Annotated in this window: 16 protein-coding genes; 7 read left to right on the top strand and 9 right to left on the bottom strand. The window is 68.3% G+C overall.

Going from position 1 to position 15,925, the window contains the following annotated elements; translation table 11 throughout:
• Positions 1–116: 116 nt before the first annotated feature.
• Both IED13_RS15150 and IED13_RS15145 read right to left on the bottom strand, forming a co-directional pair.
• Entirely contained in the window at positions 117–1,820 is a 1,704-nt protein-coding gene (locus IED13_RS15150; RefSeq protein WP_191124652.1) for a heme biosynthesis protein HemY, read from the bottom strand.
• 18 nt (positions 1,821–1,838) lie between these two features.
• Positions 1,839–3,695, bottom strand: coding sequence for a uroporphyrinogen-III synthase (locus tag IED13_RS15145; RefSeq protein ID WP_191124651.1), 1,857 nt, complete (start codon positions 3,693–3,695; stop codon positions 1,839–1,841).
• Positions 3,696–4,068: 373 nt separating this feature from the next.
• On the opposite strand from IED13_RS15145, the gene tsaD reads away from it, so the two are divergent.
• From tsaD to acs, 5 genes are all read left to right on the top strand, one after another.
• Positions 4,069–5,124 carry a tRNA (adenosine(37)-N6)-threonylcarbamoyltransferase complex transferase subunit TsaD gene (tsaD, locus tag IED13_RS15140; RefSeq protein WP_038363559.1) on the top strand — a complete coding sequence of 352 codons (1,056 nt, stop codon included), beginning with the start codon at positions 4,069–4,071 and terminating at the stop codon, positions 5,122–5,124.
• Complete coding sequence (locus tag IED13_RS15135; protein WP_191124650.1) at positions 5,121–6,116, top strand: NAD(P)H-dependent glycerol-3-phosphate dehydrogenase; 996 nt, start codon at positions 5,121–5,123, stop codon at positions 6,114–6,116. The genes tsaD and IED13_RS15135 overlap by 4 nt, the downstream gene beginning before the upstream one ends.
• A gap of 11 nt (positions 6,117–6,127) precedes the next feature.
• Complete coding sequence (locus tag IED13_RS15130) at positions 6,128–6,454, top strand: hypothetical protein (protein ID WP_038363555.1); 327 nt, start codon at positions 6,128–6,130, stop codon at positions 6,452–6,454.
• Positions 6,454–6,864: an EVE domain-containing protein gene (locus tag IED13_RS15125; RefSeq protein WP_191124649.1), complete on the top strand. Its 411-nt coding sequence runs from the start codon at positions 6,454–6,456 to the stop codon at positions 6,862–6,864. Before IED13_RS15130 ends, IED13_RS15125 begins: the two co-directional genes overlap by 1 nt.
• Positions 6,865–7,046: 182 nt before the next feature.
• Positions 7,047–8,999: an acetate--CoA ligase gene (gene acs, locus IED13_RS15120; RefSeq protein ID WP_038363550.1), complete on the top strand. Its 1,953-nt coding sequence runs from the start codon at positions 7,047–7,049 to the stop codon at positions 8,997–8,999.
• A 19-nt stretch (positions 9,000–9,018) separates the two neighbouring features.
• Here acs and IED13_RS15115 read toward each other — a convergent pair whose 3' ends face one another.
• Positions 9,019–9,402 (bottom strand): RidA family protein, encoded by a 384-nt coding sequence (locus tag IED13_RS15115; RefSeq protein ID WP_113253641.1) that lies wholly within the window; start codon positions 9,400–9,402, stop codon positions 9,019–9,021.
• A 173-nt stretch (positions 9,403–9,575) separates the two neighbouring features.
• Between IED13_RS15115 and IED13_RS15110 the strand changes: the two genes are divergently transcribed.
• A complete protein-coding gene (locus tag IED13_RS15110) occupies positions 9,576–10,262 on the top strand; it encodes an AprI/Inh family metalloprotease inhibitor (RefSeq protein WP_038363545.1) in 687 nt (228 codons plus the stop codon).
• A 12-nt stretch (positions 10,263–10,274) separates the two neighbouring features.
• Here IED13_RS15110 and IED13_RS15105 read toward each other — a convergent pair whose 3' ends face one another.
• The gene (locus IED13_RS15105; RefSeq protein WP_191124648.1) at positions 10,275–10,889 is read right to left on the bottom strand and encodes a GNAT family N-acetyltransferase; all 615 of its coding nucleotides are present in this window, start codon (positions 10,887–10,889) and stop codon (positions 10,275–10,277) included.
• 378 nt (positions 10,890–11,267) lie between these two features.
• Here IED13_RS15105 and IED13_RS29230 point away from each other — a divergent pair, with 378 nt between their 5' ends.
• Entirely contained in the window at positions 11,268–11,903 is a 636-nt protein-coding gene (locus IED13_RS29230; protein ID WP_038363542.1) for a cold-shock protein, read from the top strand.
• A 197-nt stretch (positions 11,904–12,100) separates the two neighbouring features.
• Here the strand turns inward: IED13_RS29230 and bfr are convergent, their stop codons facing one another.
• The 5 genes from bfr to IED13_RS15075 form a co-directional block, all read right to left on the bottom strand.
• Positions 12,101–12,595, bottom strand: a complete 495-nt coding sequence (bfr, locus tag IED13_RS15095) for a bacterioferritin (protein ID WP_038363539.1) — start codon at positions 12,593–12,595, stop codon at positions 12,101–12,103.
• Between the two features lie 124 nt (positions 12,596–12,719).
• Positions 12,720–13,010 (bottom strand): (2Fe-2S)-binding protein, encoded by a 291-nt coding sequence (locus IED13_RS15090; protein ID WP_038363536.1) that lies wholly within the window; start codon positions 13,008–13,010, stop codon positions 12,720–12,722.
• Complete coding sequence (gene irrA, locus IED13_RS15085) at positions 13,007–13,540, bottom strand: iron response transcriptional regulator IrrA (protein ID WP_051988175.1); 534 nt, start codon at positions 13,538–13,540, stop codon at positions 13,007–13,009. The genes IED13_RS15090 and irrA overlap by 4 nt, the downstream gene beginning before the upstream one ends.
• Before the next feature lie 168 nt (positions 13,541–13,708).
• Positions 13,709–14,284: a YbhB/YbcL family Raf kinase inhibitor-like protein gene (locus tag IED13_RS15080; protein ID WP_133560645.1), complete on the bottom strand. Its 576-nt coding sequence runs from the start codon at positions 14,282–14,284 to the stop codon at positions 13,709–13,711.
• Between the two features lie 43 nt (positions 14,285–14,327).
• Positions 14,328–15,914 (bottom strand): DHA2 family efflux MFS transporter permease subunit, encoded by a 1,587-nt coding sequence (locus IED13_RS15075; RefSeq protein WP_133560647.1) that lies wholly within the window; start codon positions 15,912–15,914, stop codon positions 14,328–14,330.
• Positions 15,915–15,925: the final 11 nt, after the last annotated feature.

Here is a 15,925-nt window from a genome sequence, read left to right as displayed (position 1 = left end):
AACCTGCCTCCTCTCCCCTCGCGGGAGAAGGCTGGAGCAAGGGGGCGCCCGACCCCTCATCCGTCAGCGCTGCGCGCTGCCACCTTCTCCCGCAAGGGGAGAAGGGAAGGCCCCGCTCAGCCGAACAGGCGGAAACCGCTCTTCTTCGGTTCGCCCGGCGGCTCCTCATCCGGCCCGGGATCGTCGGGCGCGTGCGGAACGGGGAAGATCACCGGCTTCGGCGGCACCGCTTCACGGGCCACAGCGCCATGGGCCGCGGAGGCCGTAGAGTTGGCCGCCCCGGCAGGCTTCGGCACCGGAGCGGGCTGTGCTTCCGGCTCCGGCTTCACAGCCGGCTCGCTCTTGATCTCGACCTTGGCCTCGACCGGAACCGCAGGAGCGGGCTTCGGCTCCTCCTTCGGCTCCTCCTTCGGCGGTGCGGACACCACGACCGCAGCCGGCTCGACGACGGTGACGCTCTCCGGCTTCACCTCGATCAGCTTGGTCGAATCGTCGAGATCCGCGAGCACGTCGTCCAGCGCCTGCGGCGGGCTGCCGAGCGTCGCTGGTGGCACCGTCCAGACGAAGGCGTCGAGCCGCCCGGTGATCGGCGAGACCGGCATCCAGTGATCGGAGACGAGCCCGTCCGCCACCCAGGCCGCGTCATGCGGTGCGCGCGTTGCCCGCCCCAGCCACTCGCGCACCCTGCCGGCGGCGCCATGTTCGGCCTCTTCCAGCTCCGCCATCAGCAGGCAGGCCCGCACCGAGGCCCCACCCGCGAGCAGAGGCTTCAGCGTGTCGCGCGCCTTCTGGAACTCGCGCGCCTGAATGGCCGCGCCAGCCAACACCAGTACGCTTTCCGGGTCGGCCGGGCGAAGCTTCGACAGCGTCATGGCGCGATTCAGCCGGTCGAGTGCGCTGTCGCCGAGGCGGACATCGAGATAGGCCGCCGCGACATCGGGATGCGGCGCCTCCCGCCAGGCCGCCTCCAGCAGCTTCGACGCCTTGCGCACATCACCACGCTCGGCCAACATCCGGCCGGCAAGCGCCGCCGCCGGGGTCAGCGCCGGCGCGAGCTTCACCGCTTCCAGCGCCGCGGCGAGCGCCCGCTCCGGCTCCTTGTCGCGGGCTTCCAGCGCTTCGGCCGCAAGCAGCACGGCGCGCTGCCGGCGCGCCTCCGCCTTGTCCGCGAGGCGCAGGGCCGCACGACGCTCGACGGCGGTGCGTGCCGCCTGCCAGTCGCCGGCATTGGTGTGGAAATCGAGCAGCGCATCGTTCGCCCAGGCGAGCGAGGGCGAGCGGCGCACGGCATCGTCGGCGAAGGCGCGCGCCGCCGCCATGTCGCCGCGGCGCTTGGCCTCGACGAAGAGCCCGCGCAGGCCGAGCACCCGCGTCTCCGAGCGGTCCAGCATCGCCTTGAAGGCGGCCTCTGCGTGAGCGCGATTGCCGGTGAGCTGCGCCGTCTGCGCCTCCAGCAGCAAGGTCAGCGGCTCGTTCGGCACGAAGCGGCGCGCCTCGCCGGTATAACGTCCGGCCGCGACGGGATCGCCCGCGCCGATCGCGACCATGCCGCGCGAAACGGCCTCGAAGCCGCGTGCCCGGCGCCGCGCCCGCGAGGAGAGGCTGAAGGCGGAAGGCAGGCCGAAGACGAAGCGGATGATGGCCCAGGCCAGCAACACCAGGAAGGCGAGCAGGACCACGCCGATCGCGCCGATCGCGACGCTGGTGTCGATGCGGTAGCCCTGCCAGATCACCGAGATTTCGCCCGGCCGATCGGCGAGCCATACCGCGCCGAAGGCAAGGCAGGCGAAGACGGCGAGGTAGACGAGAACGCGAACCATGGACCTCTCTATCCTCCGTCAGCCGGCGGCGCCAAGCGCTGCGACCGCATCCTGCGCGATTTTGGCGATGGCTGCATCCGCCGCCGCCCGCTTTTGCAGATCGGCGCCGAATTCCGCGCTGGCGCGACGCGCCGGCTCGGGTAATTGGCCCCAGAGCGCCGCCGCCTTCGGCATGTCGCCGGCCGCAACCGCGCTCTCCAGCCGCAGCGGCAGCGTGGCGGGATCATTCGAGCTGTTGTCGCCGACCGGACGGACCGTGACGATGCGGCTCGTCAAGCCGATCAGCTTGTCCGTCCAGCTATCCGATTGCGGCGTGACTTCGCGCTGGAACATCGCGCCATGCGTGCGGAAGCCCGCCAACAGCGCCTCGCGCGTCGCCGAGCCCGCTGTCGCGACAGCGGAGAGCGCCGCGACATCGGCCTGCGGGACGCCGGCCTTGACCAAGGCGGCGACGTCGCTCCCGAAGGGGCGCCCGGCCGCCAGAGCCCGCTGGACCCGCTCGGCCAGCACGATTCGCGCCGCCGCCATCCCCTCCGTATTCGCGGTAGGAGTGGCCTTCGCCTGCGTCTCGATGGCGGAGACCCGCCCGGTGAGCTTGTCGAACCGCTCGCTTGTGGCGGCGAGCGCCGCCTCCGTGCGCTGGAGTTGCTCCGTGAGGGCGCCCGTATCGGCCGCTGGCGCCTTGGCAAGCGAGCCGATCCTGCCCGAAAGCGCTTGCAGTTCCGAGCCTGCCTTCGCCGCTGCATCCCCGGCGGTGCCGGCCTTGCGGTCGGCGGCGGTGACGGAGGCCTGAAGCCCGTCGACCCGCCCGCTCAGATCGGCGAGCTGTTCGGGCGTGACGGCCGGGCTGCTCGCCCGCAGTGCGTAGAGCATCAGCCCCGCGCCGAGAACGCCGCCGAGGACGCCGGCAATCGCCAGAGCCGGCCAGGGCATCGTCGCCTTCGCGACCGGCGCGGCAGCCGCAGCCCGCGGCGGCTCAGGAGGCGGCGGCGAGAATTCCTGCGGCAGCGCCTCAGTCGGCGCCACCGCTTCGGGCGAGGGCCGCTCGGGCGCAGCTTCTCCCGCATCGGCTTCCGGTTGCGGCTGCGGCTTGAGGTCGATCGTCGGCGGCGTGCGCTTCAGGCTGCCGCGCGGCTCCGCCTGCGCCGACCCGTCCGGCTTCTGCCGCCGGGAAACCTCCTCCAGCGCCGCCAGCATCGCGGCCTCCTCGGGGTGCTCGGCGACGAGCACCGTGCTGGCGCCGGCCGAGATCAAGGGCGAGGCGACATCGGCCGAGAGCGCGACATGGGTGAGCTCGAGCGCTTCCGCGCCGACGCCGGCCGCTTGCGCGAGGCTCAGGAAAGTCCGCGCCCCGCGCGCCGAATAATGCAGGGCGGCGTCGGCCCGGCCGTGCCGCAGCGCGGCCTGCGTGTCCTCCGGCAATACCGAGACCGGCTCGGCGGCATAAGCCTCCCAGAGCGTGATGTCGTAGCCTGCGTCCTTCAGCCGCTGTGGCACGTCCTCCTTGCGGTCGCGGCCGAGGATCAGCAGCAGCCGCGCGGGCGCCGACACCGTCCGCGTGATCAGCTCGATCAGGTCGTTGCGGTCGCCATCGGCGCTGCGCGCGTCATCGAGACCGGCCTCGCGGACCTTCGCCGCCGTGCGGGCGCCGACGGTGAACACCGGCAGCTCGCGCCAGCCCTCGGGTCCCTCAGCGAGCACGGGAACGGCATTGCCGCTGGTCAGGACGATGGCCGCGAAATCGCCGGCCGGTGCCTCCCCCGGCAGCCTGACCACCTCGAACAGCGGCGCGACCAGCGGCTCGAAGCCATGGGCGGCGATCGCCTGCGCCGTCCGGTCGGCATCGGGGCGGGGTCGGAAGACGAAGACGCGCATTCGCAGCTCCTATGGCATCGGATCGAAACGCGGAATCCAGCTTCCGGAACAATCCCATGCGATAACAAATACATAGACTACCGTTATCGCGTCCGGCAGGACGCGCGGCGATCTAGCGAGGCAACCACCGGTCACAGGCCAAACCGCGAACGGCACCGGCCAAGGCGATCAGGGCGTATTGAGGCGGAACGATGATGCCGGCCATTCCCTCTCCTTTTTCTTTCCGGCGCCACGGAGCCGCTGACGGCGCCCGCTGCATTGCCCTTGGCCTTGGGCCATGGCACGCACTATACGAAGGAATTGCCGGCGGGCCACCGCCAGCCGCGAAGCTTCATCACCTGATCCTCCATTCCGCGGGACAAGTCGACCGATCATGCGTGTTCTAGGGATAGAGACGACCTGCGACGAAACGGCAGCGGCGATCGTCTCCATCGAGCGTTCGGGCGAGAGCAGGATCCTGTCCAACGAGGTGCTGAGCCAGATCGCGGCGCATGCCGCCTATGGCGGCGTCGTGCCGGAGATCGCGGCGCGCGCCCATGTCGAGGCGATCGACCGCATCATCGCGCGCGCCTTCGCCCATGCCGACCTCAAGCCCGGCGATATCGACGCCGTCGCCGCCGCCGCCGGTCCCGGCCTGGTCGGCGGCGTCATGGTCGGCCTCACCGCCGGCAAGGCGATCGCGCTCGCGACGGGCAAGCCCTTCATCGCCGTCAACCATCTCGAGGCCCATGCGCTGACGGCACGCCTCACCGACGATCTCGCCTTTCCCTATCTCCTGCTGCTCGTCTCCGGCGGCCATACCCAGCTTCTCGCCGTGCGCGGCGTCGGCGACTATCTCCGGCTCGGCGGCACCATCGACGACGCGGTCGGCGAGGCTTTCGACAAGATCGCCAAGATGCTGGCCCTGCCCTATCCCGGCGGCCCCTCGGTCGAGCGCGAGGCGGCGAAGGGCGATCCCGAGCGCTTCGACTTCCCGCGCCCGCTGCAAGGCCGGCCGACGCCGGATTTCTCGCTCTCCGGCCTCAAGACGGCCGTGCGCCTCGTCGCCGAACGCATCGCGCCGCTCTCCGACAACGACGTCGCCGATCTCTGCGCCTCCTTCCAGGCCGCGATCGTCGACGTCATGGTCGACCGGACCCGCGCCGGCCTGCGCGCCTGCCGCGAGGCCGGCATCACGCCCACGACGCTCGTCGTCGCCGGCGGCGTCGCGGCCAACCAGGCAATCCGCAGCGGGCTGACGCGGCTGGCCACCGAGGCCGGCCTGCCGATGGTCGCCCCGCCGCTGGCGCTGTGCGGCGACAATGGCGCGATGATCGCATGGGCCGGGCTGGAGCGGCTGCGGCTCGGCCTCGTCGACGACATGTCGGCCGTCGCCCGTCCGCGCTGGCCGCTCGACGAACTCGCGGCCAAGCCCGCGACCGCCGCATGAGTCAGAATCCGGGCTTCGCGACGGTCGGCGTCGTCGGCGCCGGCTCCTATGGCGCCGCGCTGGCGCTCGCCGCCCATCGCGCCGGCCGCGAGGTCCTGCTCTGGGCGCGCGACACCGCGACGGTCGGGACCATTCGCGCGACGCGGCAGGCCCCACGCCTGCCCGGCATCGACCTGCCCGAAGCAATCCGCGCCACTTCGACGCTGGCCGATCTCGCTTCCTGCGACGCGCTGGTCGTCGCCGTGCCGACCCAGAACTTGCGCGCGGCCTGCGCCGCGATGGCAACCGCACTGCCCGCCGGCGCGCCGGTGATCTCGGCCGCCAAGGGCATCGAGCAGGCGAGCGGGCTGTTCCCAACCGAGATCATCGCCGGAAGCTGGCCGCAAGCCCCGACCGCCATCCTCTCCGGCCCGAGCTTCGCCGCCGATATCGGGCACGGCCTGCCGACCGCGGTGACGCTCGCCGCGGCCGATCCCGCACTGGCGCGCAGCCTCGCCGAGGCGCTGAGCTCGCCCGCTTTCCGCATCTATCATTCGGGCGATCCGCGCGGCGTCGAGATCGGCGGCGCGGCCAAGAACGTGCTCGCCATCGCCGCCGGCATCGTCATCGGACTCGGCTTCGGCGAGAGCGCCCGCGCCGCGCTGGTCGCGCGCGGTTTCGCCGAACTGCGCCGCTTCGGCGAGGCGCATGGCGCCGATCCCGAGACGTTGATGGGCCTTTCGGGATTGGGCGACGTGGTGCTGAGCTGCGCCTCGCCGCAATCGCGCAATTTCGCCTATGGTCTGGCGCTGGGCCAGGGCAGGAGCCCGGCTGAAGCCGCCGGCGGCAAGCTCGCGGAAGGCGCCTTCACCGCCCCCGTCCTTGCCGAGATGGCGCGGCGGGAGGGTAAGGAGATGCCGATCGCCGAGGCCATCGCGGCGGTCATCGCGGGCAGGATCGGCGTGCGTGAAGCCGTGGCGGCGCTGCTCGCCCGGCCACTCAGGGCGGAATGACGGAGGAAGCCATGGCGGGAGAGCTCAACGATCTCGGCAAGCGCATCGCGCGCGGCATCGCGGAGGTCAGGAAGACGACCGGCTCCGAGCTCGTCGCCGAAAGCGGCCCGGTGCCGTTGGCCGGCCGCATCGCCACGCCCGTCATCCAGCATCGCCGGCGAAAGGCCGAGGGCACGCATCGCTTCGTGCTGATCCTGCCTTTCGGCGAGGGCGAGGTCCGGGTCGAGCTCGACCCGAAGGATTACGCCGCGCTGACGCGCGAGATGGTGCGGTTCTGGAACGAACAGGGCGAAGCGGCCTCCAAGCCGCCCGTGCCGTTGAAGGAGGACGAGGCCTGATGGCTCACTGGCTGATCAAATCCGAACCCTCGGTCTGGTCCTGGGACGACCAGGTCAAGGCCGGTGCCAAGGGCACGCATTGGGACGGGGTGAAGAACCACACCGCCAAGCTCAACCTGATGGCCATGAAGAAGGGCGAGCAGGTCTTCTTCTACCATTCCAACGAGGGCCTCGAGATCGTCGGCATCGTCGAGGTCATCCGCGAGGCCTACCCCTGGGAAGCCGCCGGCCCGCCCTGGGTACTGGTCGACTTCAAGGCGGTGAAGCCGCTGCCCAGGCCGGTGACGCTCGCCGCCGTCAAGGCCGAGCCGAAACTCGCCAAGATGTCGCTCGTCACCTCCTTCCGCCTCTCGGTCCAGCCGGTGACGGATGAGGAATGGGACCTCGTCTGCAAGATGGGCGGGCTCTGAACCGATCCGGACCCAAGGCCGACATCGCCGAAAGTCTGTGACACGAAAGTGCGAGCGCGAAGCGCTTGCCGCGCCGCACACGCACCCTATGATGCGCCCAATTCAAACGAAGCGGGACCGCGCCCGCCGGCAGGCGGACACGGGAACGCGACAAAGAACCCTGTCCGGGGAGATGCCTGCCAATGACCGAGATCATCTACGACGTGCCCGCCGCCTGGGCGAAGAAGGCCTGGGCCAACGACGCTAAGTACAAGAAAATGTACGCGGCCTCGGTCAAGGATCCCGACAAGTTCTGGGCCGAGCAGGGCAAGCGGATCGACTGGTTCAAGCCGTTCAGCAAGGTCCGCAACGTCAGCTACAAGCCGGGCAAGGTCTCGATCAAATGGTACGAGGACGGCACCACCAACGTCGCCTATAACTGCGTCGATCGGCACCTCGCCACGCGCGCCAAGCAGACCGCGATCATCTGGGAAGGCGACGACCCCTCCGAATCGAAGAAGATCAGCTACGGCCAGCTCCACGCCGAAGTCTGCAAATTCGCCAACGTGCTGAAGGCGCATGGCGTCAAGAAGGGCGACCGCGTCACCATCTACCTGCCGATGATCCCGGAGGCGGCCTATGCGATGCTCGCCTGCGCGCGCATCGGCGCCGTCCATTCGGTGGTCTTCGGCGGCTTCTCGCCGGATTCCCTCTCGAACCGCATCGAGGATGCCGATTCCAAGGTCGTCATCACCGCCGACGAAGGCCTGCGCGGCGGCCGCGCCGTGCCGCTCAAGAAGAATGTCGACGCCGCCGACGACAAGGTGAAGGGTGGCATCGGCACCGTCATCGTCGTCAAGCGCACCGGCGGCCATGTCACCATGAAGGAAGGCCGCGACGTCTGGTATCACGAGGAGGCGGAGAAGGTCTCGACCCATTGCCCGCCGGTCGAGATGAAGGCGGAGGACCCGCTCTTCATCCTCTACACCTCGGGCTCGACCGGCAAGCCGAAGGGCGTGCTCCACACCACCGCCGGCTATCTCGTCTACACCTCGATCACCCATCAGTACGTCTTCGACTACCATGACGGCGACATCTACTGGTGCACCGCCGATGTCGGCTGGGTGACGGGCCACAGCTACATCCTCTACGGGCCGCTCGCCAACGGCGCGACGACTCTGATGTTCGAGGGCATCCCGACCTATCCGACGATCTCGCGCTTCTGGGAGGTCATCGACAAGCACAAGGTCAACACCTTCTACACCGCCCCGACCGCGATCCGCTCGCTGATGGGCGCCGGCGAGGAGCCGGTGAAGAAGACGAAACGCAAGTCGCTGCGCCTGCTCGGCTCGGTCGGCGAGCCGATCAATCCCGAGGCCTGGGAGTGGTACCATCGCGTCGTCGGCGAGCGCCGCTGCCCGATCGTCGATACCTGGTGGCAGACCGAGACCGGCGGCATCCTGATCACGCCGCTGCCCGGCGCCACCGCCCTCAAGCCCGGCTCGGCGACGCGGCCCTTCTTCGGCGTCGAGCCCCAGATCGTCGACGCCGAAGGCAAGGTGCTGACCGGCGCCTGCGAGGGCAATCTCGTCATCGCCGAAAGCTGGCCCGGCCAGATGCGCACGGTCTATGGCGACCATAAGCGCTTCGAGGAGACTTATTTCGCGACCTATCCGAACAAGTACTTCACCGGCGACGGCTGCCGGCGCGACGCCGACGGCTATTACTGGATCACCGGCCGCGTCGACGACGTCATCAACGTCTCCGGCCACCGCATGGGCACGGCGGAAGTCGAATCGGCGCTGGTCGCGCACCCCGCCGTCTCGGAGGCGGCGGTCGTCGGCTACCCGCACGACATCAAGGGCCAGGGCATCTACGCCTATGTCACGCTGATGGCGGGCGAGAAGCCGTCCGAGGATCTGCGCAAGGACCTCGTCGCCCATGTCCGTAAGGAGATCGGCCCGATCGCCTCGCCGGACCTGATCCAGTTCGCGCCGGGCCTGCCCAAGACCCGCTCCGGCAAGATCATGCGCCGCATCCTGCGCAAGATCGCCGAGGACGAGCATGGCGCGCTCGGCGACACCTCGACGCTGGCCGACCCCGCCGTGGTCGACGACCTCGTCGCCAATCGCCAGAACAAGCGCAAGGCGGGCTGAACCGCAGCGCGGTCGCGTCTCAGGGCGCGGCCGCGATCACCTCGATCTCGACCTTGAACTCCGGCCGGGTGAAGCCCGAGACGATCATCAGGGTCGAGGCCGGCGGCGGCGCGCCGGCATGGGCGTCGCGCGAATCCATATAGCCCTTCATATGGGCGCGGTCGGTGACATAGGCATTGATCCGCACGATATCGGCGAGCGTCATCCGCGCCTCGGCGAGGATCGCGGCGATGTTGGCGAAGCAGAGATCGGCCTGCGCGCGCGCATCCTCGGGCACGCTCCCATCCGCCGCGACGCCGAGTTGCCCCGAGCAGACGACGAGGCGCCAGCCCGCCGGCACTTCCATGCCGTGGCTGTAGCGGGCGAAGGGAGCAGCGATGCTGGCAGGTGTGAGCGGCGTCATGACGGGTCCTTCCGGGAAGGCCGCACTATGCCTTTGGCGTGACAGCGGAACCAGATCGGACTTCGCGGGTTCGCAAGCGGGCCCGGCTGAGCTAAACCATGCTCATGCCGCGTTCATTATGCCTCTATGATATTGACGCCACGTAAGATTGATCGGAATCGGAACCGCGCCGCATGACGACGACGAAAACCGCCATCCCGGCGCTGAAGGCGACCGCACTCCTCCCGCTCCTCGCCCTGACGGCCTGTGCCGGCTCCCAGCGCTTCTCCGGACCGGTGATGAATCCGCCTTCCTACAATCAGCCGGCCCTGCCCTCCGCGCCGCCGGTGACATCGGCCCCCATCACCTCCGAGCCGCTGCCGCCGCCCGGCGGCTATCCGACCGCCGCTGCCCCGCCGCCGGGGACCAGCGCCGGTCTGCCGCCGCCGCAGGATCCGTTCTTCGATCCCAATGCCGGAACGCCACAGGGCCAGGGCCTGCCGCCCACCGGCCAGCCGGCGCCCGCGCCGGTCGCTCCCGGCAACAACCAGGTTGCGGGCCTCGGTCCGGCGCCCTCCGCCCCGGCCCGCCCGGCCGCGACGCGTGACAACGTGATCGGGAGCTGGACCGCGCGCGAGGCCACCGGCGGCACCTGCCGCGTCCAGCTTTCGAGCTCGCCGACCCTGGATCTCTACCGCGCCAGTTCGTCGGGCTGCGCCAACCGCGACCTCCAGAAGATCACGGCCTGGGACTATCGCGACGGCGAGGTCTATCTCTACCAGCAGGGCGGCACCGTCGCGGCGCGGCTGCGCGCCTCGGGCGGCAACGCCCTGGACGGCGCCGTGACGAAATCGGGCGCCGCCCTCTCGCTCAACCGCTGAGGGCAGCGCTCGTCAGGCTCCGAAGGCGCGAGCCAGGATCCGCGTCGGCCAGAAGGTCCTCTGGAGCGACAGGGCAAGCGTCGCGAAGCCCTTCGCATTGTCGAAGGCTTCGTCCAGGATGGTGAAGGGCGTCGGACCGCCGGTCGCGATCACGCCCTCGATATCGGCGTAGCCGCCGGCCAGATCGGCCTCGAACTTCTGCGCGAGCCGCCTCATCGCCGCGTTCTCCGGCAGGCAGGTCATGTAGAGCGTCCTGATCCCGCGGTTACGGGCCGCCGTGATCAGCCGCGAGAACAGCTGGCCGCCGATACCGGCACGACGCCAGCCCGTCTCCACGCTGAAGGCGGCCTCGCCTGTCTGCGCGACGATGTCGTCGAGACCGCGCAACTCGGCCGCGCCGCGGACCACCCCGTCCTCGACATAGGCATAGACCAGCCCGCCGACCCCAAAGGTCGTCGTGGCATAATTCTCGAGGAAGGCATCGTTCACGGCCGTGCCGAAGCGCTGCTGGCGCGTCAGCGGATCGAGCCTGAGCAGATGCTCCCTGAAGAGATCGCGTTCCGCCAGCCAGAGCCGGCGAATTTCCCCGCGGCCGGCCTTGCCGCGAGCTTGTGTTGATCGAGCCATTATCATCTCCCGAACAGCGCCTTGAGGCGCGATCGAACAGGAGGCGTTCTTCCCTGAAGCGTCACGCATCCGACAGGACGCGGCGACGGTGATCTATCGACTTGTTATTGCATCCGCGGCCTCAAATCACGTCTGAATGCGGCAATTGCAAGAGGCAGACCTGCGGCATTTTCGCCGTAACCGCCGAAGAAACAGGCGAAAATGCCGAAAACCCATGCTCTTGATGCATAGCAAGCGGCCTCATCAGCTTGGGGATGCCGCGAAAAAAAGCACTATAACCCCCGAAATTGTCGTGCGATAATTTCACACTGACCCCGATGACGGCGCGCCCGGCATGAGCTAAGTTGTGTGCTCCCGGTCACTCATATCTGAAGCCCCATGTTCGATCGTCGCAAGCCTCCTGCTGCCCAGCCTTTCGTCACGCACGAAAATATCGAAGCCAAAGTCAAATGGTTCGACCCTGAGAAGGGGTTCGGTTTCGCCTCGCCGGCCGATGGTTCTGCCGACGTTTTCCTGCACATCTCGGCGATCGGCCCGCTGGACCAGCAGGATCTGCTCCCCGGCGCAACCATCGTCGCCGACCTCGGTGAAGGCCGCCGGGGGCTGCAGGTGGTCGCAGTCCACGAGATCGACCCGTCAACGGCGACCCAGACGGCGGCGCCCGCGCCGCGCGGCGGTGGCTTCGGCGCGCGTCCGCCGCGCGACGATTTCGGTGGCGGCTACCAGGACCGCGGTCCCCGCGGCGGCGGCTTTCAGGACCGCAATGGCGGTGGCGGTTTCCAGGATCGCGACAGCGGACCGGTCGAAGGCCCCTATGACGGCGCCGTGAAATTCTTCAACTCGGATCGCGGTTTCGGCTTCATCGCTCCCGACAAGGGCGGCCCGGACGTCTTCCTGCACGTCTCCTCGCTGAGCCGCAGCGGCCTGCAGCCGCCGATGGACGGCCAGCGCGTGCGCTTCTCGATCCGTGCCGGCCGGAAGGGGCCGGAGGCCGCGAACATCAGCTTCATCTGAGACGGCTTCTGCCGCAAAAGACGAAGGCCCGCCAATGGCGGGCCTTTTTTTGTTGGATCATGATCAACCGGGCTCGTCATTCTCGGGCGCCGCATGGCGGCGACCCGAGAATCTCGTGCAGGATCGAACGCTTTTCGTTCCTGAGATGCTCGGATCAAGCCCAAGCATGACGGCGTGCCACGCAGGCAGCGCCTCGATCAATGCGCGTGATCGTCGCCTTCGAGGCCGCCGATATGCTTCTGGGTGTAGAGTTCCAGGCCGATGCGGCTGATCAGGTCGAGCTGCGTCTCGAGGAAGTCGATATGGCCTTCCTCATCCTTCATCAGGGCCTTGAACAGATCCTCGGACGGGAAATCGCCGACCTCGCGGCAATATTTGGCCGCTTCCTGATAGAGCGTCCGCGCCTCGATCTCGGCCTTGAGGTCGCATTCGATGACCTCTGTGACGGTCTCGCCGATGCGGAGCTGGTCGAGCGTCTGGAGGTTCGGGAAGCCCTCGAGGAAGAGGATGCGGTCGACGAAGCGGTCGGCATGGACCATCTCCTCGATCGACTCCTTCTTCCAGGTCTTGGCCATCTCCTTCAGCCCCCAATTGTCGAGCATCCGGTAATGCAGCCAGTACTGGTTGATCGCGGTGAGCTCCGAGCGCAGCCCCTTGTTGAGATATTCGATGACCTTCTTGTCGCCCTTCATGGCGTCGCTCCTCGCAATCTACATTAGAATGATACTAATGTAGAGAGGTGCATCCGGGAAGGAAAGAGGGAAAACGAAGGCGGCTGCAATCATCCAACGCCGCCCGATCCCGGCAGCGCGTCGCTTACGCGGCCTGCGAGACATCCTCTGACGGCGCGATGCCGTCCAGCATGCGGCCCACGCTGACATGGACGGCGCACGCGATCTCGCGGCTGGCGCAACTGCCGCACTGCGTCGCGCATGCGGCATGGGCCTCGGCCAGGATCGCACGGACCGCGCGCGCGCAACGCCCGCAATCGGGGCTGCAACCGAGGCAGTCATACGCCTCGCCGGCCGTCCGCGGCCCGCTGCCGTCAGCGCCGACGGTGCCCTTGATCTGCCGGCACGAAATGACGTTGCAGGAACAGACGATCACGCGTGATGGCCCGCCACCCGCTTCGTCGTCGTGACCTCTTCGCCATCGGCGCTGCGCAGCCGGACGATGACCTCAACCGAGGCGATCATCATGCCCTCCGGCGCATCCGGCAGGCCCGAGACATGGATCGTCGAGCCGGGGATGTCGGTGACCGTCTCGTCGTCCTCATTGTAGAAGTGGTGGTGCTCCGAGACATTGGTGTCGAAGAAGGTCTTGGGGCCGGACACCGAAACCTGGCGCAGCAGCCCGGCTTCCGAGAACTGGCGCAGCGTGTTGTAGACCGTGGCGAGGGACAGCGGCTCGCGGGCGCGGATCGCCTCCTCATAGAGCATCTCGGCGCTGACATGGCGGTCGCCCTTGGCGAAGAGCAGCCAGCCCAACGCCATGCGCTGCCGCGTCGGGCGAAGACCCGCCATACGCAGGCGCGCCTTCACCGCGCTGATCGGGCAGGAGGCCGGGCTTTTCTGCGGCCACGGGATATGCTCCGCCGCGACAGCCTGCTCCCGATCCTTGCTCACCAGAACGCTCATCGAAACGCCTTCCACCATGGGGCCTTGCGGCCTCGCAGTTTAGAAAACATCTAAACTACTGATATTACTGCCATATTTGCCCTGCCGGCATCGCAATGTCAATCGCGCGGTTTGCGACATTCCGCTGCAGCACCGCTCCGTCCACCGCCATCCGCGGCTGCAATCCGCCTAGATGAGCTCGAAAATTCCGGTCAGAACCGCGCGCGCCAGCACCCATCCCGCCATCCCCGATGCCAGCTCGGGAAGCATCACGTCATCGAGAGCGGGCAGGACCCGTGCCAGGGCAAAGAGCTGGAAGACATAGCGGTGCGGGCCATGGCCGCGGATCGGCCGCGGCCCCTCATAGCCGATGCGGCCGAGCGAACCCGGCAGGAAGGCGATCTGCGGATTCGTCTCGGGCCGGAGCATGCCCTCCTCCACGCCTTCGCTGTCGACGGCGATGTCCGTCGCGACGAGATGCGTTACCGGCCGCGGCAGCGGTGCGTCCGGATCCTGCATGACGAGGACGAGTTCCACCGTCTCGGCCGGGACGCCACTCCAGGCCAGCGGCGGCGACACATTCTCGCCGACTCCGCGCCCGGCATATCGGCTCGGGATATCGCCGCCCTCGGCAAAGGCCGGGCTGGTCAGCTGCATCGTCCCGGCCGCGACGGCAAGGCGCGGATCGTTGCACAGCAGGTCCGCGTCATGGCCCCGGACAGGCCGCAGCAGGCGGCCGAAGACGCGTTCGAAACTGGGGATCATGACGGAAACGATTCCAGGAGGTCCAGCGGGCGGGATCGCAGGCTCAGTGCCCGCCGCCCGCGCCAGTCGGTGCCGGTTTCGGCTTGCTGAGGAACAACGACAACACCACGAGGCAGGCGAAGATCGCCGTCAGCCCGAGGAAGACGTCGCCGAACGCCATGATGAGCGCCTGCTTGTGGGCACGCTGATTGAGCAGAGCCAGAGCCATCGTATTGGCGGCATCGCCGAAGTCGCCGAAGCGCTGCGCCGTGTTCGCCAGTGCCTCTTCGGCGACTTGCCGCCCGGCCGCGACCCATTCGTGCAGCCGGGTGATGTGCACGTCGGTGCGCGTGTTCAGCATGGTGTTGATGACGGCGAGCCCGACCGCGCCGCCGAGATTGCGGGTCAGGTTGTAGAGCCCGGAGGCGTTCTTGAGCTGCTGCGGCGGCAAGGTGCCGAGCGCGACGTTGTTGATCGGCACCATGCACAGCATCAGCCCGCAGCCGCGCAGGATCTGCGGCAGCAGCAGCTCGTAGAAGTCCCAATCCGCGGTGATGTGCGAAACGATCCAGGTTCCGAGGGCGAAGGCGCTGAACCCGATGATCATCATGATGCGCGGATCGAGCTTGGCCGAGAGCCGGCCGGCGATCGGCGCCGTCAGGAACATGGCCAGTCCCGTGACGAACATGGTTTCGCCGATCATCAGCGCGTCATAGCCGCGGATGCGCCCGAGATAGACCGGGTAGAGATAGGTCAACCCGTAAAGGCCGATGCCCATGCAGAAGGAGAACAGCGAGCCGAAGGCGAAGTTGCGGTTCCGGAAGGCATAGAGATCGACCAGGGGATCGTCGCGCGTCAGCGCACGCCAAAAGAACAGCACCGCGCCGAAGACCATGACCACCGAGAAGAAGACGATCTCGTGGCTCTCGAACCAGTCGAGCCGCGTGCCTTCCTCGAGCACATATTCGAGACTGCCGAGGAAGGCGGCCATGCCGGCGAGGCCCAGCCAGTCGAAGCGCTTCAGCAGGCCGCGATCCGGCTTGTCGAAATCGATCAGCGTCCAGGCCGCGATGGTGACGGCGATGCCGGGGACGACATTGACGAGGAACAGCCAGTGCCAGGAGAAGGCATGGCTGAGATAGCCGCCGACGGTCGGCCCGATGGTCGGCGCCAGCGTCGCCACGAGGCCGATGATCGGCGAGACGATTGGCCGCTTGGAGGGCGGGAAGATCGTGAAGGCGGCCGCGAAGACGCCGGGGATCATGCCGCCGCCGATGAAGCCCTGCACGGCGCGCCACAGGATCATCTCGTTGATCGAGGAGGCCTGGGCGCAGAGCACGCTGGAGATCGTGAAGCCGGCGGCCGCGATGGAGAAGAACACCCGCGTCGACAGGGCGCGGCTGAGATAGCCCGAGAGCGGGATCATGATCACTTCCGCGATCAGATAGGCCGTCTGCACCCAGGCGATCTCATCCGAGGACGCCGAGAGTCCGGCCTGGATCTCCGCCAGCGAGGCCGAGACGATCTGGATGTCCAGGATCGCCATGAACATGCCGAAGACCATCGCGATGAAGGCGAAGATCCGGCGTAGCGGTATGGCGTCCGAGGCCGGCGGGGCACCCGCCGGCGCGTTCAGGGTCGCGGTGGCCATGACGGCCTCCT

It is taken from the genome of Allobosea spartocytisi (assembly GCF_014764685.1).
Taxonomy (GTDB): domain Bacteria; phylum Pseudomonadota; class Alphaproteobacteria; order Rhizobiales; family Beijerinckiaceae; genus Allobosea; species Allobosea spartocytisi.
The sequence above is the reverse complement of the archived record's forward strand: the minus strand, read 5'-3'. Positions and strand labels throughout refer to the sequence as shown.

Coding starts and splice junctions, on each gene's coding strand:
- IED13_RS15135 (WP_191124650.1), top strand. CDS start 5,121: ATGAGTCAGAATCCGGGCTTCGCGACGGTCGGCGTCGTCGGCGCCGGC.
- IED13_RS15150 (WP_191124652.1), bottom strand. CDS start 1,820: ATGGTTCGCGTTCTCGTCTACCTCGCCGTCTTCGCCTGCCTTGCCTTC.
- IED13_RS15075 (WP_133560647.1), bottom strand. CDS start 15,914: ATGGCCACCGCGACCCTGAACGCGCCGGCGGGTGCCCCGCCGGCCTCG.
- acs (WP_038363550.1), top strand. CDS start 7,047: ATGACCGAGATCATCTACGACGTGCCCGCCGCCTGGGCGAAGAAGGCC.
- IED13_RS15145 (WP_191124651.1), bottom strand. CDS start 3,695: ATGCGCGTCTTCGTCTTCCGACCCCGCCCCGATGCCGACCGGACGGCG.
- IED13_RS15115 (WP_113253641.1), bottom strand. CDS start 9,402: ATGACGCCGCTCACACCTGCCAGCATCGCTGCTCCCTTCGCCCGCTAC.
- IED13_RS15080 (WP_133560645.1), bottom strand. CDS start 14,284: ATGATCCCCAGTTTCGAACGCGTCTTCGGCCGCCTGCTGCGGCCTGTC.
- bfr (WP_038363539.1), bottom strand. CDS start 12,595: ATGAAGGGCGACAAGAAGGTCATCGAATATCTCAACAAGGGGCTGCGC.
- IED13_RS29230 (WP_038363542.1), top strand. CDS start 11,268: ATGTTCGATCGTCGCAAGCCTCCTGCTGCCCAGCCTTTCGTCACGCAC.
- IED13_RS15110 (WP_038363545.1), top strand. CDS start 9,576: ATGACGACGACGAAAACCGCCATCCCGGCGCTGAAGGCGACCGCACTC.
- irrA (WP_051988175.1), bottom strand. CDS start 13,540: ATGAGCGTTCTGGTGAGCAAGGATCGGGAGCAGGCTGTCGCGGCGGAG.
- IED13_RS15130 (WP_038363555.1), top strand. CDS start 6,128: ATGGCGGGAGAGCTCAACGATCTCGGCAAGCGCATCGCGCGCGGCATC.
- tsaD (WP_038363559.1), top strand. CDS start 4,069: ATGCGTGTTCTAGGGATAGAGACGACCTGCGACGAAACGGCAGCGGCG.
- IED13_RS15105 (WP_191124648.1), bottom strand. CDS start 10,889: ATGGCTCGATCAACACAAGCTCGCGGCAAGGCCGGCCGCGGGGAAATT.
- IED13_RS15125 (WP_191124649.1), top strand. CDS start 6,454: ATGGCTCACTGGCTGATCAAATCCGAACCCTCGGTCTGGTCCTGGGAC.